Genomic DNA, 26,008 nt, shown 5'->3' with positions numbered 1-26,008 from the left:
CCGCCGCCCCGTGGTCGTCACCGGCTACGTCGGCGTGGTCTACGAGAAGCTGACCGACGGGCTGCTGCTGCGGCACGGCGCGGACCTCGTCCTCGCCAACTCCCGGGCCGACGCCGAACGGTTCCGCGCCGTGTACGCGGGGGTGGGCGCCGACCCGGCCGCCGTGGTCGAGGTGGCCCTGCCGTTCCTCGACGGCGCCCCCTACCGCCGGCGGGACCCGTACACGGTGGTGTTCGCCGCCCAGCCCTCGGTGCCGGCCGACCGGGCCGACCGCGGCTACCTGCTGGAGCGGCTGATCCGGCACGCCCGACTCCACCCGGACCGCCGGGTGCTGCTGAAGCTGCGGTCCCGGCCCGGCGAACACACCACCCACGTCGAGGAGTCGCCCTACCAGAAGCTGGTGCGGGGGCGGGCAACGCCCGACAACCTCCGCCTGGTGTACGGGCACATGGGCGAGGTGCTGGACGACGCCGACCTGCTGGTCACCGTCAGCTCCACCGCCGCCCTCGAAGGGCTGCACCGGGGGGTGCCCACCGCGGTCCTCACCGACCTCGGGGTGCGCGAGGCGCTCGGCAACCACCACTTCGTGGGCTCCGGTTGCCTCACCTCCTGGGACCGGCTCGACGCGGGCGAGGCACCGGTGCCCGACGCCGGATGGGTGGCCCGCCAGGGCGTCCACCCGGCCACCGGCCCCGACCCGTACGAGGGGGCCCGCGACCGGCTCGCCGCCCTGCTCGACGGTCCCGGACCCGGGCCCCTCTCCCCCTACTACACGGCGCGTTCCGCACCCGGCTACCTGCCCGGCCTGCTGGCCCGCCACCACCTCGGGCCGGACGGCGCGCCCTTGGCCGGGGCGCCCCGCGGCGACCGGGCCGCCGGACCGGTCCGGCAGGCGGTGCGGCGGGCCGCCCGCAGCGCCTACCGGCACGGGGTGCAGCGGGTGGCCCCCGCGGTGCGCCGCCTGGGGGAGCTGTGAGGACCCGGGCGACGGCCCCCGGGGCACGGACCACGACGGAGGAGGACGGACCATGACGACACGATCCACCCGAGCCGCCGCACCCGGGCGGGTGTTGGCGGTGGTGCCGGCCCGGGGCGGCTCCAAGGGAGTGCCCGGGAAGAACCTCGCGCAGGTCGGCGGCGTGCCGCTGGTCGTCCGCGCGGTCGAGGCGTGCCGGGCCGCCCCGCACGTCGACGACGTGGTGGTGTCCACCGACGACCTCGCCATCGCCGGGGCCGCCCGCCGCGCCGGCGCCGAGGTCGTCGTCCGCCCCGCCGCCCTCGCCGGCGACACCGCGAGCAGCGAAGCGGCGGTGCTGCACGCCCTGGACGCGCACGCCGCCCGCCACGGGCGCTCGGCCGACGTGGTCCTGCTCGTCCAGTGCACCAGCCCGTTCCTGACCGGCGCGGACGTCGACGCGGTCGCCGCCGCCGTCCTCGACGGCGCGGACACCGCCGTCACCGTCGCCCCCTTCCACGGCTTCGTCTGGCGCGCCGGCGGTGACCGGCAGGACGGCGACGGCACGGGCGTCAACCACGACAAGTCCGTGCGCCCCCGCCGCCAGGACCGTCCGCAGGACCTGCTGGAGACCGGCGCCGCCTACGCGATGGCCGTCCCCGGCTTCCGGGCCGCCCGGCACCGCTTCTTCGGCCGCACCGCCCTGGTCCGCACCGACCCGGAACGGGTCCTGGAGGTCGACGACCCGCACGACCTCGCCCGGGCCCGCGCCCTCGCCCCGCTGCTGGACGCGGACCGCCCCGGAGCCCTGCCGCGCCGCGGCGACGTGGACGCGGTCGTCCTCGACTTCGACGGCACCCAGACCGACGACCGGGTGCTGATCGACGCGGACGGGCGGGAGACCGTCGCCGTGCACCGCGGGGACGGACTGGGCGTCGCCGCCCTGCGCCGCGCGGGAGTGGACCTGCTGATCCTCTCCACCGAACGGAACCCGGTCGTCGCCGCCCGGGCCCGCAAGCTGGGCGTCCCGGTCCTGCACGGCATCGACCGCAAGGACCTCGCCCTCGACCGGTGGTGCCGGGAGCGGGACCTCGCCCCCGAGCGCGTGCTCTACGCCGGCAACGACGTCAACGACCTGCCGTGCTTCGCCCTCGTGGGCTGGCCCGTCGCCGTCGCGGACGCCCACGCCGCGGTCCGCGACGCCGCCCGCGCCGTCACCGTCCGCCGCGGCGGCGACGGCGCGGTGCGGGAGATCGCCGGCTGGCTCCTCGGCCCCGCACTCGACCCCGACCCACCCCTCACCTCCCGACCGACGGCCCTTCCCCGGCCGCTCCACGCATCGCACAACTAAGGAACCACCCATGCCCCTGAACCCCGCCCGTCTGCGCGCCCTCGGCACCACCTCCGTGGGCCCCGGCCGCCCCGTCTACGTCACCGGCGAGATCGGCATCAACCACAACGGCGACCTGGAGAAGGCGTTCGCCCTGATCGACGCCGCCGTCGCCGCCGGCTGCGACGCCGTCAAGTTCCAGAAGCGCACCCCCGAGGTCTGCACCCCGCGCGACCAGTGGCACATCGAACGCGACACCCCCTGGGGCCGCATGACCTACATCGACTACCGGCACCGCGTCGAGTTCGGCCGGGACGAGTACCGGGCGATCGACCGCTACTGCGCCGAGCGCGGCATCGACTGGTTCGCCTCCCCCTGGGACACCGAGGCCGTCGCCTTCCTGGAGGAGTTCGACGTCCCCGCCCACAAGGTCGCCTCCGCCTCCCTCACCGACGACGAACTGCTGCGCGCCCTGCGCGCCACCGGCCGCACCGTGATCCTGTCCACCGGCATGTCGACCCCGCAGCAGATCCGGCACGCCGTCGAGGTCCTGGGCTCGCACAACATCCTGCTGTGCCACGCCACGTCCACCTACCCGGCGAAGGCCGAGGAACTGAACCTGCGGATGATCCACACCCTCCAACGGGAGTACCCCAACGTCCCCATCGGCTACTCCGGCCACGAGACGGGCCTCCAGACCACCCTGGCCGCCGTCGCCCTCGGCGCGGTCTTCGTGGAGCGGCACATCACCCTCGACCGCGCCATGTGGGGCTCCGACCAGGCCGCCTCGGTGGAGCCGCAGGGCCTGAGCCGACTGGTCCGCGACATCCGCACCGTCGAGGCGTCCCTCGGCGACGGGGTGAAGAAGGTCTACGACTCCGAGTTGGGCCCGATGCGCAAGCTGCGCCGCGTCCCCGGCGTCGTCGCCCAGACCCAGACCCAGGCACAGCCCCCGTCCCAGCCCCAGCCCCGGACCCCGGACCGCACCCCGGCCGTCGCCGCCCCCGCGGGCGAACCGGTCACCGTCTAGTCCCCCTCCCACGCACCCGGAGCGGCCAGTGAGTACCCGAGTCGGGCCCGAGGGCCCCGTCCCGACGCTCGCGTTCGTCGAGAGCCCCGTGCAACTCCTCAACACCCTGGAGTGGGCCCACCACCGGCCGCCCGAGGCCCTCACCGTGGTGGTGCTGCCGCCGGCCGACCCGATGACCCGCGGCCAACTGCGCAGGATGGCCCAACTGGCCCGGGACGCCGGCCACCGGGTGCGCTGGGAGGAGGCCCGCGGCGGCACGGGCCCGCTGCGCACGGTCCGCGGGCTCGCGCCCCTGCTGCGCCGGGCGCCCCGGGTCGTCGTCGGCGACCCGTTCTCCCGCTACGTCCACCTGCTGCTGACCCTGACCCGGGCCCCGGAGCTGGTGGTGGTCGACGACGGGACCGCCACCATGGAGTTCGTCGGCCAACTCGCCGCCGGGGAGCGGTTGGTCCGCTGGCACCGGCACGGGGGCCGCCCGGGCCCCCGTGACCTGGCCTTCGCCCCGGTCACGGCGACCGCGCGGCGCCGGCTGCTCCCCGGTCCCGACCGCACGGTCGAGGTGTTCTCCGCGCTGCCGCTCGCCGCGGTCCCCGAGGGCGTGCGGACCACCGCCAACGACTTCGGCTGGACCCGCTCCCGCTTCGGGCCGCCCCGGCTCAGCGGGGGCGCCGACCTGGTGGGCACCTCCCTGGTGGAGACGGGGGTGGTGGACCCGGTGCGGTACGCGGCGGCCGTCCGCTCGCTGGCCCGCGCCCACGGGGCCACCCGCTACTTCGCGCACCGGCGCGAACGCCCGGAGAAGCTGCACGCCCTCGCCGCCGCCACCGGGCTGGAGATCCGCCGCCCGGACCTGCCGCTGGAGCTGATCGCCCGCCGCGGGCCCATCGGCCGCACCGTGCTCAGCTTCCCCTCCACCGTGGTCCACACCCTGCCCCTCGCCCTCGCCGGCACCGGGGCCCGGGTGGCGGTCTGCGACATCGACCCCGAGTGGCTCACCGCCGGGGCCTCGCCACGGGCCCGGGGCTTCCTGGCCGGGGTCACCGACACCGCCCGGGACGTGCACCGACTGCGGTCCGTGTGCGCGGGGTAACCAGACTGTCTACCCCACCCGAGCCGGAACCACTCGCTCCGATCCCGAACCGTTACGCCAATACGGCTGAACTTTCCTAGATCACCGCCCAGTTGACCCCCGACCCGCTTTACCCTTCAAAGGGTGAACCAACTGATGTCCGCTGGCACAGACTCCCCGTCCGAAGCCGACCACTCCGGCCCGAGCCCCCTGCCCGGAACCCTCCCCGAAGCGCTGCGCGCCGAGCTGGTCGCGTTCCGCCGCGACATGCACATGCACCCCGAGCTGGGCAACCAGGAGTTCCGGACCACCGCCGCGATCAAGACCCGGCTGGAACGCGCCGGACTCGCCCCCCGGGTCCTGAAGACCGGCACCGGCCTCATCTGTGACATCGGCACCCGGGACGACGACCGTCCCGTGCTGGCGCTGCGCGCGGACATCGACGCCCTGCCCATCCCGGACACCAAGACCGGCTGCGCCTACCGCTCCACGGTCCCCGACCGGGCGCACGCCTGCGGGCACGACGTGCACACCACCGCCGTCCTCGGGGCCGGGCTGGTCCTCGCCGAACTGCACCGCGAGGGCCGGCTGCCGCACCCGGTGCGGCTGATCTTCCAGCCGGCCGAGGAGGTGCTGCCCGGCGGCGCCCCCGACGCGATCGAGTCCGGCGCCCTGGAGGGGGTCGGCCGGATCGTCGCCGTCCACTGCGACCCCCGGGTGGACGCCGGCCGGATCGGACTGCGCCACGGGCCCATCACCTCCGCCTGCGACCGGCTGGAGGTCTCGCTCGACGGCCCCGGCGGCCACACCGCCCGCCCCCACCTGACCACCGACCTGGTGGCCGCCGCGGCCCGGGTCGCCACCGAGGTGCCCGCGCTGGCCGCCCGCCGGGTCGACGCCCGCGCCGGGCTCGCCGTCACCTGGGGCCGCATCGAGTCCGGCCACGCCTGCAACGTCATCCCGCAGCACGCGGAGCTCTCCGGCACGGTCCGCTGCCTGGACCTCGCCGCCTGGCGCCAGGCCCCGGACGTGGTGCACGCGGCCATCGACGAGGTCGCCGCGCTGTACCGGGCCAAGACCGAGATCACCTACGTCCGGGGCGTGCCCCCGGTCGTCAACGACCCCGCGGTCACCGAACTGCTGCGCTCCGCGATGACCGCCCGCCGCGGCGTCGGCTCGGTGGAGGACACCGAGCAGAGCCTGGGCGGCGAGGACTTCTCCTGGTACCTCCAGCAGGTGCCGGGCGCGATGGCCCGGTTGGGGGTCCGCCGCCCCGGCGAGCGCGCGGTGCGCGACCTGCACCAGGGCGACTTCGACGTGGACGAGACCGCGATCACGGTGGGTGTCGAACTGTTCACCGCCGCCGCCCTGCTGGACGCGGGCCGCGACTGACCGGGACCGGCCGTCCCACCTGGGACGGCCGGTCCGCGCGGGGGTCCGGGGCGGGGTACGCGCACGCGGTCCGTCCGTCACCACGCGTCACCGGAATGGCCTTGGGCCCCGGGAATCGCCCCGCCTCGCGGAGGGCTGTGCGTCGATCCGATAACAGCTCCCCAAGAGCCCTTTATCTGACATCTACGCGCGTTACGATCGCCGCGAAACCAGCGCCGCAAGTGGCGCTTCGGTCAGGTTGAAGGAGCCCCCCTTGCGTCGGGTAGCCAAAATCTCCGCCGTGGTCGCCGCGACCGCCGCGCTTTCCCTCACCGCCACGGCCTGTGGCAGCACGTCGTCCGAGAAGAAGGAGTCCGGCTCGGACTCCGCGTCGTCCAGCGGGGGCAAGGGCGTCAAGATCGGTCTCGCGTACGACGTCGGCGGCCGTGGTGACTACTCGTTCAACGACTCGGCCGCCCGTGGCGCCGACAAGGCGAAGGACGAGTTCGGCGGTGAGCTCAAGGAGCTGACCGCGAAGGTCAGCGACACCGAGGCGGACCGCGAGCAGCGGCTGTCCTCCCTCGCCGACGCGGGCTTCAACCCGATCATCGGCGTGGGCTACGCCTACTCCGCGTCGATGACGAAGGTCGCCAAGAAGTACCCGGACACCACCTTCGGCATCGTGGACTCGGTCGTCGAGGCCGCGAACGTCGACAGCATCACCTTCACCGAGGAGCAGGGCTCCTACCTGGCGGGCGTGGCCGCCGCGCTGAAGTCGAAGAAGGGCCACGTCGGCTTCATCGGCGGCGCGGACATCCCGCTGATCAAGAAGTTCGAGGCGGGCTTCGTCCAGGGCGTCAAGGAGACCGACCCCAAGATCAAGATCGACACCCAGTACCTGAGCCGCGGCTCGGACACCTCCGGCTTCGCCTCGCCCGACAAGGGGAAGGAAGCCGCGCAGGGCATGCTGGACAACGGCGCCGACGTGATCTACACGGCGGCCGGCTCCTCCGGTACCGGTGCGATCGAGGCCGTGGCGGGCGTCAAGGGCGCCTGGGGCATCGGCGTCGACTCGGACCAGTACAACGTCCCGGGTCTGGCGAAGTACAAGAACTCCGTGCTGACCTCGGTGGTCAAGAACGTCGACATCGGCGTCTACGACCTGATCAAGTCCGTCAAGGACGGCAAGCCGCTGACCGGCGTCAACACGTACCCGCTGAAGGACGGCGGCGTCTCCCTCTCGGAGAGCGGCGGCTTCCTGAAGGACATCCAGGGCAAGCTGGACGAGGCCCGGCAGAAGATCATCGACGGTGAGGTCAAGGTCAACACGACCCCGTGACCGCACGGTCCGGGCGACACCGGACCACCGGCTCGGCGGGGTGGGGCGCACGACGGCACCCCCCGCCGAGCCATAACGATGTGTCAACTCTACGCGTGTAGCGTTCAGTTGGCGCGTGACGTCCTCCCGGCCCCGCAGCGACAGTGGCACACGTCGCCGACGAGCCGACGACACCGGGGAACGCGACGCACCGGCCGCTCTTCCCCTCCCACGCCTCGCCTGCCCCTTTTCCCCGAGGAGTGCGCCATCAACGCGTCCAGCCCTCCGCCCTCCGCGGCAGCCGCCGTCGAACTGCGCGGCATCACCAAGCGGTTCCCCGGCGTCGTCGCCAACCGCGACATCGACATCACCGTCCGCAAGGGCACCGTCCACGCCCTGTGCGGTGAGAACGGCGCCGGCAAGTCCACCCTGATGAAGATCCTCTACGGCATGCAGAAGCCGGACGAGGGCACCATCACCGTCGACGGCGACCAGGTGTCGTTCCACAGCCCCTCCGACGCCATCGCCCGCGGCATCGGCATGGTCCACCAGCACTTCATGCTGGCCGACAACCTGACCGTGCTGGAGAACGTCGTCCTCGGCGCCGAGAAGCTGCACGGCATCGGCGCCAAGGCCCGCAAGCGGATCACCGAGATCTCCGACGCCTACGGCCTCGGGGTGCGCCCCGACGTCCTCGTGGAGGAACTCGGCGTCGCCGACCGCCAGCGGGTGGAGATCCTCAAGGTCCTCTACCGCGGCGCGCGCACCCTCATCCTCGACGAGCCCACCGCCGTCCTGGTCCCCCAGGAGGTCGACGCGCTCTTCGACAACCTGCGGGAACTGAAGTCCGAGGGCCTGACCGTCATCTTCATCTCGCACAAGCTCGGCGAGGTGCTCTCGGTCGCCGACGACATCACCGTCATCCGGCGCGGCACCACCGTCGGCACCGCCGACCCCCGCACCACCACCACCAAGCAGCTCGCCGAACTGATGGTGGGCAGCGAGCTGCCCTCGCCGGAGACCAGCGAGTCCACCGTCACCGACGTGCCCACCCTCGTCGTCGACACGGTCCGGCTCACCCAGACCGACCTCGACGGCATCGAGCGCGTCATCCTCGACGACATCACCCTCACCATCCACCGCGGCGAGGTCCTCGGCATCGCCGGCGTGGAGGGCAACGGCCAGTCCGAACTGGTCGAGGCCATCATGGGCATGCGCCACCCGGACAGCGGCACCATCACCCTCGCCGAGGCCGACATCACCCGCGCCTCCACCCGGCACCGCCGGGAGCAGGGCATCGGCTACGTCCCCGAGGACCGCCACCGGCACGGCCTGCTGCTGGAAGCCCCGCTGTGGGAGAACCGGATGCTCGGCCACATCACCGAGCGCCCCAACTCGCGCGGCGGACTCCTCGACATCAAGGCCGCCCGCGCCGACACCGAGCGGATCGTCACCGAGTACGACGTCCGCACCCCCGGCATCGACGTCACCGCCGCCTCCCTCTCCGGCGGCAACCAGCAGAAGCTGATCGTCGGCCGCGAGATGAGCCACGCCCCCAAGCTGCTCATCGCCGCCCACCCCACCCGCGGCGTCGACGTCGGCGCCCAGGCGCAGATCTGGGACCAGATCCGCGAAGCCCGCCGCGAGGGCCTCGCCGTGCTGCTGATCTCCGCCGACCTCGACGAGCTGATCGGCCTCTCCGACAGCCTGCGGGTGATGTACCGGGGCCGCCTGGTCGCCGACGCCGACCCGCGTTCCATCACGCCCGAGGAACTGGGCTCCGCCATGACCGGCGCGGCCACCGGCCACCTGGAACATCCCACCGACACCACTGACCCCACCGACACCGAGAGCCCCGAAGGCGCGGACGGCACCCAGTCGGAGGACGACGCCCGATGAAGAAACTGACCTCCCGCATCGACAAGGAGCGGCTGCTCCTCGGACTGGCGGCCCCCGTCCTCGCGCTGGTCGCCGCCCTGGTCATCACCGCCCTGGTGCTCCTCGCCACCGGCAAGGACCCGTTCGCCGCGTTCAGCGACATGGTGACCTTCGGCACCGCCAGCGACAGCCAGGTCTACATCCTGAACAAGGCGACCACGTACTACCTCGCCGGCATCGCGGTCGCCATCGGCTTCCGGATGAACCTCTTCAACATCGGCGTCGACGGCCAGTACCGGCTCGCCGCCTTCGTCGCCGCCCTGCTCGGCGGGGCGCTCACCGCGCCCGGCTGGCTCGCCATCCCGCTGATCGTGCTGTGCGCGATGGCCGTGGGCGCGCTGTGGGCGTCCATCGCCGGCATCCTCAAGGTCACCCGGGGCGTCAGCGAGGTCATCTCGACCATCATGCTGAACGCCATCGCCACCGCGATCATCGGCTACCTGATCCAGCCCGAGCAGCTCGGCCAGCTCGACAAGGCCGGCACCCTGGTGTCCACCAAGCCGCTGCCCGAGGGTTCCTGGTTCTTCGCCTTCGACGCCGGCCCCGCCGGCGAGGTGTGGGGCTTCGTCCTCGTCGCGATCCTGGTCGGCGTCCTGTACTGGTTCGTCCTCGGCCGCACCCGCTTCGGCTTCGACCTGCGGGCCGTGGGCCAGTCCGAGTCGGCCGCCTCGGCCAGCGGCGTCAGCGTCAAGAAGATGGTCGCCACCAGCATGATCCTGTCCGGCGCCGTCGCCGGCCTGATCGGCATGCCGACCCTGCTCAACGACAGCCACCACTTCGCCAACGACTTCCCGCTGGGCATCGGCTTCACCGGCATCGCCATCGCCCTGCTCGGTCGCAACCACCCCGTCGGCATCGCGCTGGGCGCGCTGCTGTGGGGCTTCCTGGAGCGCACCACCAGCCACCTGGAGCTCCAGGGCTACGACAAGGAGATCCTCGGCGTGATCCAGGGCGTCATCGTCCTGTGCGTGGTCATCGCCTACGAGGTCGTCCGCCGCTTCGGCCTCAAGCGCCAGCAGCAGCGCGTCGGCGCCGAACTCGCCGCCCAGGCCGCCGCCGCCCGTACCGAGAAGCAGGAGGTGGCCCGATGACCGCCACGATGACCGACACGCCGCCCCCCGGGGCGCCCCCGGTGGAGAAGGGCGCCCGGCGCAGCCGCTGGACCCTCTCCCGCATCCTGCTCGTCATCGCCGGCGCGCTCGTCCTGGTCTCCGCGGTCCGCGTGGTCACCGGCGCCGACCAGCTCACCTCCGAGGGCCAGATCAGCGCCGCCCTCAGGCTCGCCGTCCCGATCGGCCTCGCCGGCCTCGCCGGCCTGTGGTCCGAGCGCGCCGGCGTGGTCAACATCGGCCTCGAAGGCATGATGATCCTCGGCACCTTCGGCGCCGGCTGGATCGGCTGGCAGACCAGCCCCTGGCTCGGCCTGGCCTGCGGCGTCGGCTTCGGCGTGATCGGCGGCCTGATCCACGCCGTCGCCACCGTCACCTTCGGCGTCGACCACATCGTCTCCGGCGTCGCCGTCAACCTGCTGGCGCTCGGCGCCACCCAGTACCTCGCCAAGATCTTCTTCGCCGACGGCGACGCCTCCACCGCCGGCGGCAACCCCAAGCAGTCCCCGCCCGCCGAGTCGCTGCCCGAGATCACGATCCCCGGCCTCTCCGACGCCCTCCAGAGCCTCCAGGACCTGCACTGGTTCCTGCTCTCCGACGTCGCCGGCATCCTCGGCGGCCTGGTCACCAACGTCTCCGTGGTGACGATCCTGGCCGTCCTGCTGTTCTTCGCCAGCTGGTGGATCCTGTGGCGCACCCCGTTCGGGCTGCGGCTGCGGTCCTGCGGCGAGAACCCGGTCGCCGCCGAGTCCCTCGGCGTCAACGTCTACACCCACAAGTACCTCGCCGTCGCCATCTCCGGCGGCATCGCCGGCCTCGGCGGCGCCTTCCTGGCCCTGGTCACCTCGCACATCTACCTGGAGGGCCAGACCGGCGGCCGCGGCTACATCGGCCTCGCGGCGATGATCTTCGGCAACTGGCGGCCCGGCGGCCTCGCCATGGGCGCCGGCCTGTTCGGCTTCTCCGACGCCCTCCAGCTCCGCAACGGCGGCGAGGTCGTCCACGCGATGCTGCTGCTCGTGGTCGTCCTGCTGGTGCTGCTCGCCGGCTGGAAGCTGTACCGCAAGGCGATGGTGCAGGGCGTGATCTCGCTGGCCGTGGCCGCGGTCGTGCTGGTCTGGTTCCTCCTCACCGACGAGGTCCCCGGCGAGTTCGTCGGCGCCACCCCCTACGTGGTGACCCTGCTGGTCCTCTCCCTCGCGGCCCAACGGCTGCGGATGCCCAAGGCCGACGGCATGAGGTACCGCAAGGGCCAAGGCAAATGACGTCCCCCACACCCGCCCCCGGCGTGGACTGGGACGCCCTGCGGGAGGCCGCCCGGGACGCCATGTCCCGGGCGTACGCCCCCTACTCCGGCTACCCGGTCGGCGCCGCCGCCCTGGTGGACGACGGCCGCACCGTCACCGGCTGCAACGTCGAGAACGCCTCGTACGGCATCGGCCTCTGCGCCGAGTGCGGGCTGGTCTCGGCGCTCCAGAACAGCGGCGGCGGCCGGCTCACCCACTTCACCTGCGTGGACGGCCGGGGCGAGGTCCTCGTCCCGTGCGGCCGCTGCCGACAACTGCTGTACGAGTTCGGGGGCCCCGCCCTCGTCCTGGACACCCCGGCGGGTCTGCTCCCCCTGTCCGAGATGCTCCCCCTGGCCTTCGGCCCGGAGCACCTCGCCTAGCATCCGCCGCACCCCTGACGGCCCTGCTCCCCGCGACGGCGGGGAGCAGGGCCGTCCGCACGTCCCGGGGTGTCGGCGTATTTTCGGTCAGCTGGGCGAGGTGATTCGGCCGAGTCGTGGGTGACGGGTCGGAAGTGGCCAGTCGAGGGAACCGGAACCGGCCGGTTCACGTTCTTCCCCGTAACGGCCTTCTCCGGTCAGCTCCGGCCAACACGCGTGTCGGTGCGACCGGTTGGTGCGAAAGTCCCGTGACGGCGGACGCCCGATCGCGTACAAAGGCACCGAGGCGGACACGGAGCGGCAGCGACGCACGCGTGCGTCGCCGCCGTACACGACGGTTCGGGGGGTGGACGCGTGAAGTTCGACATGGGTAGTACGACACTGGGCGACCTCGGCAAGGCCACGACGGGGTCCAGCGACGACCTGGGCACGTTGATCCGGCAACTCATCGCCGCGGCAGACCCGTTGGAAGGGAAGTTCAACGGCGCCGGCAAGGCCGCCTTCGACTCCTTCAAGGCCCGCGCGGACGAGATCACCGCCGCGCTGAACGGCTCGCTCCAGGCGATCCTCGGCGGCCAGAGCGGCATGGACGCCGCCTTCGGCACGGGCGACCAGGAGCAGGAGACCAACGCCCACCAGAACATGGGCGCCGCGAACTTCGACGCCGCCCGCTTCGGCGCGCGCTGACCCGGGGAGTTGACGATGGGACAGAACCTCGACCGCCGGTCCTACGACACCGGGGCGTCCGCCGAGGTGCAGGGCGGACTCCAGGGGATCATCGCCCAGTTGGAGCGCGTCCTCAGCGACCGGGACGGCGCCGTCAAAGCCGCCATGGCCGAGTTCCAGGCCGACGGAGTCTCCGAGGAGTACCACGGCAAGGAAGTCCGGTGGAACCGGGCGGCGAACGAGGTGCGGGAGATCATCCGCCTGGTGCGGGGCACCTTGGAGCAGAACGACGGCACCGCGCAGTCGACGCTGGCCAAGGCCAAGGCCGCGGTCGACGCCATCGGTTGAGGCACGCACGGACGGGGGCTGACGCATGACCGGATGGGACATCTCGCCGCTCGGGGTCAAGGGCGTCCTGGAGAAGACGGGTACCGCCGCCGAGGGCCTCGGCAGGGTGGGCACCACCCTCCAGACGGCGGTGCCGGCCGCGGCGAAGGCGGCCGGCGGCCTCAGTGCGGGCGGCGGCAGCGGCGGTGAGGGCGAGGGACAGGGCCTGGTCGCCGTCGCCCTCAGCCAGTTCATGACGGCGCACACCGAACGGCTCCAGAAGATCGGCGCCCGTGCCTCCGCCTCCCTGAACGGCGCGGTGACCGCCACCAACGCCTACCTCACCGGCGACCTGGAGCAGGCGGCCAACGCCCAGCGCGAGGCACTCAAGGAGCCCGAGGTCGACCTGCCGGGCCAGGACGGTCCGCCGCCGGGCCACCCGGCCGCCGCGCGCACCGGCGGCTGACGGGCCGCGGGCCCGCGACCGGAACCGATCGACACGCATACGGGGGTCTGTGGTGAGTGGTGGGGCGATCAACCCGTGCACGATCCCGCAGTTCACGGGGGACCTGGAAGAGCTGGAGACGCAGCGGAAGGTCCTGCACGCCGCCGCGGGGACGTTCCGGGACTCCGGCGCCGACGTGCACGCCCGCTTCCAGGGGCTCTCGGCGTTCTACACGGCTCCGGAGGCGGAGCAACTGTTCGCGACGACGACTCCGGTGAAGACGGAGTCGGACCTGTTCGCGGACCAGCTGGAGTCGGTCACCACGGCCCTGTCGGAGTACGCGGCGGAGGTCCGCCCGATCGAGGCCCGCCTCAAACAACTCCAGGCGGACGCCACCACCTTCGCGAACAGCATCAGCGGCGACGAGCACTGGAAGGACGACGGGGACAAGGTCGAGGAGAACAACGACCTGGTCAAGGACGTGAACGCGGCGGTGGCCGCGTTCTGGTCGGCGGAGCGGACCTGTGCCAACAAGATCACGGCGCTGGTCTGCGGCACGCACTTCGTCGCGGACGACGGCTCGGGCGCCCCGAACATGTACGGCTTCGCCGAGGGCGACCTCGACAACACCCGGGAACTGCCGTGGGGCTCCCAGGTGGAGGAGTCCCGCCGCTGGTGGGAGGTCCACCACCACGTCGGATCCTTCCTGAAGGGCGTGTTCGTCGACGGTCTGTGGGGCACGATCCGCGGCCTGGGCACCCTGGTCGGGGTCGACGGCTGGGACGCCGCGGGCCAGGCGTGGACGGGCCTGGCGAAGGTCGCGACGGGCCTGGTGATCACGGCGGTGCCGATTGTGGGCACCGCCTACTGGCTGCTGCCGGACGACAAGCTGCCGTCGTGGCTGCGGGATTCGCGCACCGCGGTGAAGGAGACCGGCAAGGCGCTGGTGGCCTGGGACGAGTGGGGCAAGAACCCGGCGCGGGCGGCGGGCGCGACCACGTTCAACGTGGTGACGACGGTGTTCACCGGCGGCGCCGGAGCCGCGGCGAAGACGGGCTCCGTCGCGAGGGTGATCGGGGCGCTCGGCAAGACCGGTCGCCTCCTCGACCCGGTGACGTACATCGCCAAGGGCGGCAAGGTCGTCACGGTGAAGGTCGGCGACCTGTTGGCCGGCCTGCGCAACGCCGACGCGGGCGCCCGGATCAACATCCCCGAGCCGGCCGTCCCGGTGGCCGGCGCCGACGACGCGGCCCGCGCCGGCGCGGGCATCGGCCCGGACCCCGCGCACACCGTGCGGCTCCCCGACGACGCGCACGGCAACCCCCAGTACCTGGACACCGAAACGGGCCAACTCCTCGACGCCGCCGGCCACCCGAAGCCCGATGCGATGCCCCGCGACGTGACCAACCCGGACCCCCGCTCGACGGGCGCGGAGGCCCCGCCGGTGCGCGCGGAGACCCCGGTCCAGGTCGGTGCGCGGGAGCCGGTGACGGCGGGCGGCAGGTCGGGCGAGGCCCTGGGCGGTGTGCCGGGTGCGGGCCCCGGCGTCAGTGCAGGTGGCGGTCCGGTGCCGGGCGCGGGGGGCGTCGACGACGTGGCGGGGGGTGGGGTGGGTCCGGGTGGGGGAGCGATGCCCGGGGGCGGAGGTGTGGACGTGATACCGGGCGGCGCGGCCGGCGACCTTCCCGGTGGCGGCGTGAGCCAGGTCCCCGGCGGCACCGTGGACGGCTTGCCGTCCAACAGCCTCACGGACAACGGCACCCCGGGCGGCGGGGCGGCCTCGCATCCCGACACCACACCGGGGGGCGGTGCTGCGGGTGGTGGCCCGGTCGTGCCGCACGGCGGGTCCGACCCCGTTCCCGGCAACGCAGGCGGGGGTGGTGCCGGCCCCGGCACGGGTTCCGGGGGTACCGGCACGGGCGGGGGCGGCGGCAACTTGCCCGAGCCCCGTGACCCGAGGACGTACACGCTCGCCGAACGGCAGGCCATCATGGACCACCAGGTGGCCCGGGCCAATGACCCGAACGACACCTTCTTCAAGGACTTCTACCAGAAGAACGGATACCGGAAGAGGACCGAAGTCGTGGACGAGTTCGGTCTGGCACCTCCACAACTGGTGGAGACCCCGCAAGGGTGGATTCCCGCCGACAGTGTCCCGCCCCCCCTCCCGCCCACCTACTTGGACACGCAAGCCTTGGAGAGGGGCGCGAAGCACGCCACGCCCGAAGCCCGCGCCCAGCTCGACGTATACGCTAGGGAACGCTACGAGGCGATCGCCGACGACCGGATTCCGCACCAGAACCACACGGATGCCTCCCAAGCCCTCAAGAACGACCCGAACAACGTGGAACTACAGGAGAAGCTGGCAACAGCGAAAGAGGTGCACCGGGGGCCGCACGCCAAGCTTACGGATGCCAGCGAGGCATATGGCGAGGCCATCGCCCGCCACCACGCCATACCCGAACGCTACCCCGGAGCGAAGGAGTTGGAACTCCACGGGCCCAAGTCCGGGAATCATCAATTCGACCAAGTTTGGAAACAAGGAGACCGCTACATAGTTGTCGAAGCGAAGAGTAACGTTGATACCGCTCTTGGCAGTCGACTGATAGATGGAACTCGGTATTCGCAAGGATCTCGCGATTATTTTGAAGATATCCTTGACGCTATGTCGGGTCGCGTGGGCGACAAATCGCTCGCCGCCAAGTTGGAAACGGCGCTTGAAGAAGGGCGTGTCGATTATGTTCTTGTCAAGGGTCTTGACAATGAAGGTATCTATACTGGCTACGCCATGAGAGAGTTCGATATACGTGAGGTAGGGGAAGCGCCGTGACCGTCAAGGTAGTTCGTCATCGTTCGGCAACTCCGGAAGATGAGGATTTCATTGGTCAGTTCTATCCGGATTCGGTTGCGAGGATTGAGAAGCTGGAATCCTCGCCGGGGATGATTGGATATTACTGGAAGTCTTCGCGGCGTGCGGTTCATTCGCAGTGTTTGCTTGATCCGCGTGCGACGCGGTTGGAGACCTGGGAAGCCGTCGTGGATGCGATGCAGATGAGTTCGGCGGTGTTTCGTCGGGCAGCCGTCACCGAGGGTTCGGTGGATTGCCTGATTCATCACAAGGTGCGTACGTTGCCCGCGACGGGGCCGAAGCCCTACGTCAATGCCGGTACGTGGTTGACGGCCTTCTTCTTCGCGATCGTGTGTCGGGATCAGAAGCGGATGACGGAGCTGGCGGAGCTTCCGTTGGACGTGCTGCGGGCGTCGGGTGCGGAGCACGACGAGTATCTGATGCATTGGGTTTCGGCCCTTCAGGCGTATTGGTTGCGGGACCAGGTCCGCCTCGTCGACGAACTCTCCGAGACGTTCAAGAAGTCCCACCCCGATGTCGTGCGGGTCGCCTCCCGCGATTGGGTCCAGCAGATCTCGTATCCGCCGATGAATCTGTTCCACCGGTTCGTGACGCGGGACCACGCCGGGTTCAACGCGGCGTTGGTGGAGGCGCTGGAGTCGCACAAGGCGTACTGGACGTCCGACGAGGACCGCGCGGATGACATCGAGGGGATGGTGGCGCTCGGGCCTCTCGCCATGACCTGCCTTGCCTACGACGGCGACTTCCCCATCGAGGTCGAGTCCGACTACCTGCCCCACCATCTGATCGCCCGTAGCTGGCTCGGTGAGTTCCCCACGTGAGGCGGTCGTTTCGAGGCCGAGGGCGGAGCCGGACGGGGCGTCCCGGCCCGGGGACCTGATCGATGCCGCGCTATGACGCGGTCGGGCTCGACCTCAGCGGGGCGGAGCCGGGCCGGTCGAATGCGTCGGCGACGGAGGCGTCCGGATGATCGTGGGTGAGCAACTCGCACGCTGGATAGCCGAACTCGGGTTCAGGTAAAGGGTGTTGGGCTGAGGGTGTGTGGGTGTTCGGCAGTGGCCCTGTGGCGGTTGACGAGAGTCTCTTCAAGGCTCGAACGGATTCCCGTACGGTGTGGTAGGGCTTCGCGGGAGCGTGTTCCGGCTGGTCGAGGCCGTCACGGGAGGGCGTCTGAAGGCATCGCCCCGTGGTGCGTTCCCGCACGGCGCCTGACACCGGGCACGCGCAGGGGCATGGTGCTCGAACAGGGGAACGGGGGCCGGGAGTTGGCGGTACAGGACTACGACAGTCAGTTGCTGGAGTCCGTGGTGATCCGGCGGCGGCGGATGCGGGACGCCCTGCTGTTCGGGTCGGAGCGGTACCGGCGGGCGGCCGACGAGCGGTTGGGCAAGGTGGCGGCCGGGCTGGTGATCGCCGCCGTGCTCTGTGCCGGGTGCGTGGGGTGGTCGTTCGTGGCGAACCGGTTGATGGAGGACGACACGTCCGGTTCCTCCGGGCCCGTGCTCGTCTCCGTCGTGGACGGCAGCGCACCGCACACCACGGGGAACGGGCCTCCCGGAGGCCCTGGTACGGGAGTTGTCCGATGATAGGTTCGATCGCGTGGTGAGCGGGGGAACGACGAGCCGTGGTACCGCCCTGAGCCGGGTCACCCTGGTCGGCGAACGGCGGCGGATGGACCTGGTGTTGCCGTCCCGGGAGCCCATCGGACGGCTGCTGCCCGACATCATCGGACTGCTCGACGACCGGGTGGCCAGCCAGCCGCGACTGCGGCACCTGGTGACCGCGGACGGTTCCGTCCTCGCCCAGGACAGCACCCTGGAGGACGCGGCCGTGCCCGACGGCGCGGTGCTGCGGCTGGTCCGCGTCCAGGACGCGCCCTCCGCCCCCGTCGTCCACGACGTCACCGACGAGGTCGCCGAGGACCTGGACGTACGGGCCTGGCGTTGGCGTCCCGCCGCCCGGCGGGTCACCGCCGGAGGGGGGCTGGTCGGCTGGACGCTGGCCGCCGGGCTCTTCGCCCGCGGCGCCTTCGACGCCAAGGCCGTCGCCACCGCGCTGCTCGCCACGGCCGTCGTCACCGGCGGGGGCGGGGCCCTCGCCGGGCGCCGCGGCGGGGCCGGCCTCGCGACCGCGCTGCTCGCCGTCACGGGCGCCGCCGCCGTGCTCGGCGCCTGGACCCTCGCCGACGCACAGGGCTGGGACGGGGCCGTCCGGCTCGCGGTGGTCGCCGCGGCCGTCGTCGTCTCCCTCGGGCTGCTCGGGCTGTTCACCCCGCTCGGGCGCGGCGGACTCGTCGGGGCCGCCGCGATCCTGGTGACGACGGCGGTGTGGGAGGCCGTCGCCCTCACCCAGGACGGGGCGCCGACCGCGACCGAGCAGGCCCGCACCGGAGCCGTCCTCGCGGTGGTCTCCGTGGTCGCCCTCGGACTGCTGCCCCGGCTGGCGCTCTCCGCCGCCGGTCTGACCGGGCTGGACGACCGCCGTTCCCGGGGCGCCTCCGTCAGCCGCTACCAGGTGGCCACCGCGCTCGGCGCCACCCACCGGGGCCTCGCCTTGGCGACCGTCGTCCTCGGGGTGTCCGCGGCGGCGGCCGGCGTGCTGGCCCTGCGCGATCCCGGCCCGTGGACCGTGCTGTTGGCCGTGGACACCGCGCTGGTGCTGTGGCTCCGGGCACGGGCCTTCCCGCTCGTGGTCGAGGTCGTGGTGCTGTTGTTCGCCGGGGCCGTCGTCGTGCTGCGGGCGGTGCTGGTGTGGGCGGGGCACTCGGGGGCCGCGGGGCCGCTCGCGGTGCTGGTGGCGCTGGCGGTACTGCCGCTGCTGGCCCTCGCCGTCCAGCCTCCCGAGGACGTCCGGGTGCGGTTGCGCAGGGCCGGCGACACCGTCGAGTCCATCGGGGTGATCGCCCTGGTGCCGCTGCTCATCGGGGCGTTCGGGGTGTACGGGAACCTCCTCGACACGTTCGCGTGAGTGCGCGACGGTGGAACCCGCGGGGGCCTCCGGGGCCGGAGCCGGGGCCCGGTGAGCGGGGCGGCAGGACGGTCGACGCCCCGGACGGACAAGGACATGGGTACAGGCACGTGGTTCGCCCCAGGGGGTGCGGTGTGGTGGAACGGAACGACTGGCAGGCCGGCGTACTGGGCGAGTTGGGCGCGCTGACCCCGTCGGGGAAGGCGGAGAAGGGCACGGGGGAATCCGGTGGGCCGCCGGAGCGGGGCGCGCGGCCCGCCGGCGGGAACGCCCCGGCCGCCCTGCCCGCCCCCGAGGCCGCACGCGTCCCCCCGGGCGGAAGTCGGGGCCCGAGCCCGACCCGGCCCGGCTCCGCCCCGACCCCCGAAACCGTGCCCGTACTGGGCGCCGGGGCGGGGAACGTCCGGCTCCGCCACGGCGACCCGGTGCTGCGCCGGGTGCTGCGCACCGCTCGGCACGCCTTCGGGTCCTCCGCCGCCCGGGCCGTCGCCGAGAGCACGGAGCTCGTCGCCCGGGTGCAGCAACCGGTCACCACCGGCCGGCAGGTCGTCGTCACCAGCATCCGCGGCGGCGCCGGGAAGACCACGGTCACGGCACTGCTCAGCCGCACCTTCAACCACTTCCGGCACGATCCGGTGCTCACCCTGGAGGCGGATGCCGCGCTCGGCACCCTGCCCGCCCGGCTCGGCGTCGACCAGCTCCGCTGGACCTGCACCGACCTGGCCCGGGTCCTGCACCCCTCGATGCGGCTCACCGACGTCACCGGGTACCTGGTGCCGCTCGCCGACGGCGGCTGGCTACTGCCCGGCAGCCAGGGCAGGATCGGCGCGCGGATCGACATCGCCGCCTACCGGACCGCGACGGTCGCCCTGCGCAGGTACTTCGGAGTGACCCTGGTGGACTGCGACACCCTGCCCGGCGAGGTCGCCCGCACCGCCCTGGACACCGCCCAGGCCCGGGTCCTCGTCGCCCCCGCGACCACCGAGGGCGTCGCCTCCACCGGCGCGGTCCTGGACTGGCTGGGCTCCCTGCCGGTGCCCGTCCTGCCCCGCACCGTCGTCGTGCTGACCGCGTCGAGCCCCGACGCCGCCCCGGACGCGCATGCCGCCGCGGAGCTGGCCCGGAGCGGGGCGGGCGTCGTCGTGCTGCCCTACGACCGCCACCTGGCCTCCGGCGGGGTCATCCGCACCGACCACCTCGCTGCCGCCACCCGGCGGGCGGTGACCCGGCTCGCCGCCGAGGCGATGCAACGCGCGGTCGGTGCCCGGTGACCCAGCAGCTCGTCCACCGGCCGGCCCGCAGCTCCCGGCCCCTGCCGCCGCCCGCGAACCGGGTCGTCGAGGCCCCGCCGAACCTCCCCGAGGGCAAGATCGGCGGGGCGGCCACCGCCCTGCTGCCCATGGCGGGGGTGATGGGCTCGGTGGTGATGATGACGGTCATCCGCAACAGCCGGTTCGCCGCGGTCGGCGCGATCGTGCTGGTCTTCGCGCTGCTCGGCGCGGTCGCCCTGTTCTGGTCGCAGCGCGGCAAGGCCCAGCGCACCCGCCGGGCCCAGCGCGAACGCTACCTGGAGTACCTGGAGGAGCAGCGCGAGGAACTCGGCGCCGTGGAACGCAAGCTGCGCGGCCAGGCCCGACTCCTCAACCCCCCGCCGCAGGCCCTGTACGACCTGGTGCGCGACCCGGCGCGGCGGTGGGAACGGCGCCGCACCGACCCGGACTTCCTCCGGGTGCGCCTGGGCACCGGGGAGGTGGCCCTCCAGGACCTGACGCTCGGCCAGAACCCGGGCGGGGTCCTCGCCCCGCCCGACCGCTTCATGCTCAACGAGGCGGGCGCCCTGCTGTCCCGCTTCGCCCGTGCCCGGGACTTCCCGCTGACCGTGCCGCTGGACCGGGCCGGCAACGTCAGCGTCGTCGGCGACCGCGAGGGCGTGCTGCGGGTGGCCCGGACGCTGCTGGTGCACACCGCCGTGCTGCACGCCCCCGACGACGTGGCACTGGCCCTCGGGGTGCCCGGCGACCGGCTCGCGGACGCCTGGGAGTGGGCCAAGTGGCTGCCGCACGTCCTCGACGCCCAGGCGCAGGACGGGCCGGTGGCCGTGCGACGGATCGCGCCGAGCACGCCCCAGCTCGCCGTGGTCCTCGGCGCCGAACTGCGCCGCCGCGCCTCCTACGCCGCCGAGGTCCGCCGGGGGCTCTCCGACCGCGCCGCGCTCCGGATGGCGAGCCGCCTGCTGGTCGTCAGCGACGAGTACGGCGGCAACGCCGTCGAACTTCCCCTCCCGGACTCGGCGGTGGGCCTCGCGGACATGAACGTCACCGTGCTGCACCTGCTCGCCGAGCAGGTCCACGAACCCGACGAGGTGTCCGTCCGGATCACCGTCGACGGGGACCGGGTCACCGTGGAGGACCTGCGGGTGGTGCCCGACCCCACCTCCGCGGCGCCCGAGGCCCGGCCCGACGAGGGCACCTCGGACGCGCTGTCGGTGCCCGGCGCGGAGGGCCTGGCCCGGATGCTGGCGCCGCTGAGGCTCTCCGCCGAGTCCGTCGCCGACGGCACCCCGGTCTCCGGGCCGGTCGACTTCCCCGCCCTGATCGGGGTCGACGACCCGGCGGCCCTGGACCTCGACCGACTGTGGGCGCCGCGCGGGGAACGGGACTTCCTGCGGGTGCCGATCGGCCTGGACGACCGGCACGGGCCGGTGCTCCTCGACCTCAAGGAGTCCTCCCGACTGGGGATGGGCCCGCACGGGCTGTGCGTCGGCGCGACCGGCTCCGGCAAGAGCGAACTGCTGCGCACCCTGGTCCTCGCGCTGGTCGCCACCCACTCCCCGGAGCAACTGGCGATGGTCCTCGTCGACTACAAGGGCGGCGCCACCTTCGCGCCCTTCGGGCAACTCCCGCACGTCGCGGGGGTGATCACCAACCTGGAGAACCAGGCGGGACTGGTCGAACGGGTCCACACCTCCCTCGCGGGCGAGGTCAAACGCCGCCAACAGGTCCTGAAGGACGCCGGCAACCTCGCCGACATCGGCCACTACGCCGCGCTGCGCGCCGAACGGCGCCCCGACCTGGAACCCCTGCCCCACCTGCTCGTCGTCATCGACGAGTTCGGCGAACTGCTCACCGCCAAGCCCGACTTCATCGACCTGTTCCTGTCGATCGGACGGATCGGGCGCTCCATCGGCGTCCATCTGCTGCTCTCCAGCCAGCGCATCGAGGGCGGCAAGCTCAAGGGCCTTGACACCTACCTGTCGTACCGGCTCGGGCTGCGGACGTTCTCCCCCGACGAGTCCCGCACCGTCCTGGACACCACCGACGCCTTCCACCTGCCGCCGCTGCCCGGCTTCGGCTACCTCAAGGTCGACACCTCCGCGTACACGCGCTTCAAGGCCGGTTACGTCTCGGGGCGGTACCTGGGCCCGCTCCGCGAGGAGCCCGGCGAGGAGGGTCCGCTGGCCCTCGCCTACCCGACGTACAACACCCTCGCCGACGCGGCGGCGGGCCCCGAGGACCCCGGCCCCGTCGCCACCGCCCGGGAGACCGGTCCGACCGTGCTCTCCGTGATGGTCGACCAACTCGCCGCCGCGGCCCCGCCCGTGCGCCGCATCTGGTTGCCCCCGCTGCCCGAGGCGCTGTCCCTGGACGCCGCCGCCGGCCCGCTGGGCGCCGACGAGCACGGGATGCGGCTCGGCGAGCGGCGGGGCGCACCCATGAGGGTCCCGTTGGGCGTGCTGGACGCGCCCGCCCGGCAGTGGCGCGGCCCCTGGGAGCTGGACCTGACGGTGGCCGGCGGGCACACCGCCGTGATCGGCGGCCCCCAGTCCGGCAAGACGACCCTGCTGCGGACCCTCGCCCTGTCCCTCGCGCTCACCCACACCCCCCGCGACGTCGCGGTCTACGGTCTGGACCTGGCCGGCGGCGGGCTCGCCGCACTGGCCGGGCTGCCGCACGTCGGCGGGGTCGCCGGGCGCGCCGACCACGAACGGGCGGCCCGGACGGTCGCCGAGGTGCGGAACATGCTCGCGGTGCGCGAACGACTCTTCCGCGAGCACGGCATCGACTCCGTGGACCAGCTCCGGCGGCTGCGCGCCCGGGGCGCGATCGGCGAACTCCCCGCGACCGACGTGGTGCTGCTGATCGACGGGTACGGCGCCCTGCGCGAGGAGTTCGCCGCCATCGACGACGCCGTGAACGACGTGCTGCGCCGCGGCGGCGGCTACGGCGTCCACGTGGTGGCGGGCATGCTCCGCTGGAACGACGTCCGGATCGCGGGCCAGTCGATGTTCGGCACCCGGATCGAGCTGCGGCTGAACGACCCCTCCGACTCCGGTGTCGACCGGAAGCTCTCGGAGACGATCCCGGCGGGCGCCCCGGGGCGGGCGCTCACCGACCGGAAGCTCTTCGCCCAGGTCGCGCTGCCCCGCATCGACGGGGCCACGGGCGACGGCGGGTCCGTGGGCGATCCCGGCGCGGCCCTGGAGGACGCGGTCGCCGCGATCCGCGCCACCTGGCACGGCGACCTGGCGCCGGCCGTGCGGGTGTTGCCCACCCGGCTGCCGTCCGCGAAGCTGCCCACCGCGCACGCCGAGCCCCGCCGCATCCCGATCGGGGTCGACCAGGACGCGCTGGCCCCCGTCCTGCTGGACCTGTTCGGCCAGGACCAGCACCTGCTGGTCCTCGGTGACAACGAGTGCGGCAAGACGAACCTGCTGAAGCTGATCGCCGCCGGGCTGATCGCCCGCCATCGGGACGACGAACTGGTCTTCGCCGTGTTCGACCCCCGCCGGGGGCTGCGCGCGGCGGTGCCCGAGCCGTACCGGGGCGGCTACGCGCACCACGCCCGGATCTCCGCCGCGCTGGCCTCGGGCATCGCCAAGGAACTCGACAAACGGCTGCCGGACGAGGGCGTGGACCTCGATGCGGCCCCCGACGGGCCGACCTTCACCGGCCCCAGGATCGTGGTCCTCGTCGACGACTACGACATCCTCACCACCGCCGGACAGCAGCCGCTCGCCCCCTTCCTGCCGTACGTCTCCTCCGCCCAGGACATCGGCCTCCACTTCGTGGTCGCCCGCCGGGTCGCCGGTTCCTCCCGGGCCCTGTACGAGCCGTTCCTGACGACCCTGCGGGAGTCCGGGACGGCGGCCCTGGTGATGACCGGCGAGCGCGCCGAGGGCCAGCTCTTCCCCGGCCTCCACGCCGGCCTCCAACCGCCCGGCCGGGGCACCCTGGTCCGGCGCGGGCGCCCCCACCGACTGATCCAGACCGCCCTGGCCGCCACCGGCGACGACGAAACGGACGACTCGTGACCGATGCGCACCCGGTGCTCCCCGCCCGCCCCGACCCCGCACCCCACGGGCCGGCCGCCGGGCGGTGCGCCGCATGACCAAGGACCTGATCGCGCTCACCCCGAGGATGCCCGACCCGCTCACCCTGCTGGTGGGGCTGCACGCGGGCGGCCCCGGTACGCGGGCCACGGCCACCGCGGACGGGGCCGTGGTCCAACTCCTGGGCGCGGGCGGCCGACCGCTGGTGTCCGTCGAGTCACCGGTGCTGGTCCAGGTGCCGGGCGAGGTCGACCGGCTGCTCGGGCCGCGGAGCGCCGCCGCGGCCCCGGTGCCGGTGTGGTGGACGGAGACCCGTGCCTCCAGCGCGGTGCCCGAGGCGGAGCCGCTGGCCGGATCGGTCGTGGGCCGGCTCGCCCATCTGCTCGGCGGCACCGTGTGGCCGCCCGGTGCGGGCGGGACCGGTGTCGTCCCGGTGGAGAGCGACCCCGGCCCGGACGGCACGGAGGGGACGACCGCGATCGTCGCTGAGGACCCGCTGCCCGCGGTGGACGTGGTCACCGAGTCGACGGTGGTGGTCCTCGCCGACCGGCCCGTGGTCCCGCTGACCGCCTGGCTCGCGGAGGTGCTGCGCACCACCGCGGCCCGGGGCTCCGCCCTCCAGATCGTCACCCCCGCACACTGCCGCCTCAGCCACCACCTGCGCACCGCCCTGACCGGCCCGCCCAACCGCTGGGTCGTCCAACACGCCGACTGCGGCTACTACGACGGGCTGACCGGTGCCGTGCTGGGCTGGCGGGACGGCACCTTCGCGGTCGTCCCCGACGCCGCCGGCGGGTCCGCCCCCGCCGCGCCGTACCGGCCGGCCGGGCCCACCGGGGAGCGCCAACTCGCCGTCTCGTTCCGCACCGCGTACCCGCCCGAGGCGGAGCTGCTCCTCGGGCGCTCCCTGGAACTGGCCTGGCGGACCCTCACCGGCGCGCCTCCGGCCGGTTGGGGCACGGCGGAACCGATCAACCTGCCGTGGTCGCCCCGCCAACTCACCGACCTGGCCCGCGCCCGGATGCCGGAGCCGACCTTCGTCACGGCGGTCGGCGCCCCCGGCCGACCGGCCCTGGCGACCGTGCGGATCACCCGGACGACGGCGGGCGTCGAGGAGGACGTCACCCTCACCGTGGGCCACGGCGAGGGGGAGCGGGTCCCGCTGGACGCCGTGCAGGACTTGGCCGCTGCCCTGGCGGACGGCGAGCACGGCCTGATCTCCCTGCTGGCGACCCTGCGCCCGGCCCGCCGCGACCTCACCGCACCCCCCGTCTTCGAGGCGCCGCCCGTTCCGCTGGCGTTCACCCTCGGGCCCGAGGGGGTCCTGGAGACCACCCTCACCCACGCCCGCCGGCCCCCGCTCGCCCTGCGCCCCGTGCAACTGGGCCCGGAGGCCCGACCGGCGTTGCACTACCCCTTGGGCGACGGCACCCACGCCGAGGCGTGGCACGCCCTGGACGTGCTGCTGACCCATCTGCGCCGCCGGGCCGCGGTCTGAGGCGCCCGCGGGGGCGGTGGACGACGCCTTGGTGGCGGTGCCGTCTCCCGAGGTTGACGCAGGGTGACGTCACGCCCTCCCCACTCGTCCCCGCTCGGGGCACGTGGTTCGATGGGTG

The 26,008-nt window shown here is 73.2% G+C and carries 20 protein-coding genes; all 20 read left to right on the top strand.

Features of this window, described 5'->3' with window-relative positions:
* On the top strand, positions 1–976 hold a 976-nt coding region (locus tag ABT092_RS06170), incomplete at its 5' end, for a DUF6716 putative glycosyltransferase (RefSeq protein ID WP_351240315.1).
* A gap of 52 nt (positions 977–1,028) precedes the next feature.
* Entirely contained in the window at positions 1,029–2,306 is a 1,278-nt protein-coding gene (locus ABT092_RS06165; protein WP_351240313.1) for a cytidylyltransferase domain-containing protein, read from the top strand.
* A 10-nt stretch (positions 2,307–2,316) separates the two neighbouring features.
* Positions 2,317–3,315: an N-acetylneuraminate synthase family protein gene (locus ABT092_RS06160; protein ID WP_351240311.1), complete on the top strand. Its 999-nt coding sequence runs from the start codon at positions 2,317–2,319 to the stop codon at positions 3,313–3,315.
* A gap of 28 nt (positions 3,316–3,343) precedes the next feature.
* A complete protein-coding gene (locus tag ABT092_RS06155) occupies positions 3,344–4,405 on the top strand; it encodes a hypothetical protein (RefSeq protein WP_351240309.1) in 1,062 nt (353 codons plus the stop codon).
* 135 nt (positions 4,406–4,540) lie between these two features.
* Positions 4,541–5,776, top strand: coding sequence for an amidohydrolase (locus tag ABT092_RS06150; protein ID WP_351240307.1), 1,236 nt, complete (start codon positions 4,541–4,543; stop codon positions 5,774–5,776).
* A 253-nt stretch (positions 5,777–6,029) separates the two neighbouring features.
* Positions 6,030–7,094 (top strand): BMP family lipoprotein, encoded by a 1,065-nt coding sequence (locus tag ABT092_RS06145; RefSeq protein ID WP_351240306.1) that lies wholly within the window; start codon positions 6,030–6,032, stop codon positions 7,092–7,094.
* Positions 7,095–7,340: 246 nt separating this feature from the next.
* A complete protein-coding gene (locus ABT092_RS06140; protein ID WP_351240339.1) occupies positions 7,341–8,972 on the top strand; it encodes an ABC transporter ATP-binding protein in 1,632 nt (543 codons plus the stop codon).
* Positions 8,969–10,102: an ABC transporter permease gene (locus ABT092_RS06135; protein WP_351240304.1), complete on the top strand. Its 1,134-nt coding sequence runs from the start codon at positions 8,969–8,971 to the stop codon at positions 10,100–10,102. Before ABT092_RS06140 ends, ABT092_RS06135 begins: the two co-directional genes overlap by 4 nt.
* Positions 10,099–11,385 carry an ABC transporter permease gene (locus ABT092_RS06130; RefSeq protein ID WP_351240302.1) on the top strand — a complete coding sequence of 429 codons (1,287 nt, stop codon included), beginning with the start codon at positions 10,099–10,101 and terminating at the stop codon, positions 11,383–11,385. The genes ABT092_RS06135 and ABT092_RS06130 overlap by 4 nt, the downstream gene beginning before the upstream one ends.
* A complete protein-coding gene (locus ABT092_RS06125) occupies positions 11,382–11,789 on the top strand; it encodes a cytidine deaminase (protein ID WP_351240300.1) in 408 nt (135 codons plus the stop codon). Before ABT092_RS06130 ends, ABT092_RS06125 begins: the two co-directional genes overlap by 4 nt.
* Before the next feature lie 354 nt (positions 11,790–12,143).
* Complete coding sequence (locus ABT092_RS06120; protein WP_351240298.1) at positions 12,144–12,476, top strand: hypothetical protein; 333 nt, start codon at positions 12,144–12,146, stop codon at positions 12,474–12,476.
* A 15-nt stretch (positions 12,477–12,491) separates the two neighbouring features.
* Positions 12,492–12,803 carry a pore-forming ESAT-6 family protein gene (locus ABT092_RS06115; protein ID WP_351240296.1) on the top strand — a complete coding sequence of 104 codons (312 nt, stop codon included), beginning with the start codon at positions 12,492–12,494 and terminating at the stop codon, positions 12,801–12,803.
* 25 nt (positions 12,804–12,828) lie between these two features.
* The gene (locus ABT092_RS06110; protein WP_351240294.1) at positions 12,829–13,248 is read left to right on the top strand and encodes a DUF6507 family protein; all 420 of its coding nucleotides are present in this window, start codon (positions 12,829–12,831) and stop codon (positions 13,246–13,248) included.
* Between the two features lie 52 nt (positions 13,249–13,300).
* Positions 13,301–16,057 (top strand): hypothetical protein, encoded by a 2,757-nt coding sequence (locus ABT092_RS06105; RefSeq protein WP_351240292.1) that lies wholly within the window; start codon positions 13,301–13,303, stop codon positions 16,055–16,057.
* Positions 16,054–16,917, top strand: a complete 864-nt coding sequence (locus ABT092_RS06100; protein ID WP_351240290.1) for an immunity 49 family protein — start codon at positions 16,054–16,056, stop codon at positions 16,915–16,917. The genes ABT092_RS06105 and ABT092_RS06100 overlap by 4 nt, the downstream gene beginning before the upstream one ends.
* A gap of 411 nt (positions 16,918–17,328) precedes the next feature.
* The gene (locus tag ABT092_RS06095) at positions 17,329–17,682 is read left to right on the top strand and encodes a hypothetical protein (protein WP_502968396.1); all 354 of its coding nucleotides are present in this window, start codon (positions 17,329–17,331) and stop codon (positions 17,680–17,682) included.
* Between the two features lie 13 nt (positions 17,683–17,695).
* Positions 17,696–19,063 (top strand): EsaB/YukD family protein, encoded by a 1,368-nt coding sequence (locus ABT092_RS06090; protein ID WP_351240288.1) that lies wholly within the window; start codon positions 17,696–17,698, stop codon positions 19,061–19,063.
* A gap of 137 nt (positions 19,064–19,200) precedes the next feature.
* A complete protein-coding gene (locus ABT092_RS06085) occupies positions 19,201–20,334 on the top strand; it encodes a MinD/ParA family ATP-binding protein (protein ID WP_351240286.1) in 1,134 nt (377 codons plus the stop codon).
* Positions 20,331–24,374, top strand: coding sequence for a type VII secretion protein EccCa (gene eccCa / locus ABT092_RS06080; RefSeq protein ID WP_351240284.1), 4,044 nt, complete (start codon positions 20,331–20,333; stop codon positions 24,372–24,374). Before ABT092_RS06085 ends, eccCa begins: the two co-directional genes overlap by 4 nt.
* 73 nt (positions 24,375–24,447) lie before the next feature.
* Entirely contained in the window at positions 24,448–25,890 is a 1,443-nt protein-coding gene (locus ABT092_RS06075) for a DUF6177 family protein (protein ID WP_351240282.1), read from the top strand.
* The last annotated feature ends 118 nt before the right edge of the window (positions 25,891–26,008 follow it).

This window comes from Streptomyces sp. NPDC002490 (genome assembly GCF_040296045.1).
GTDB lineage: Bacteria > Actinomycetota > Actinomycetes > Streptomycetales > Streptomycetaceae > Streptomyces.
Note: the sequence above shows the minus strand (reverse complement) of the source record. Positions and strands in the feature narration are given on the sequence as shown.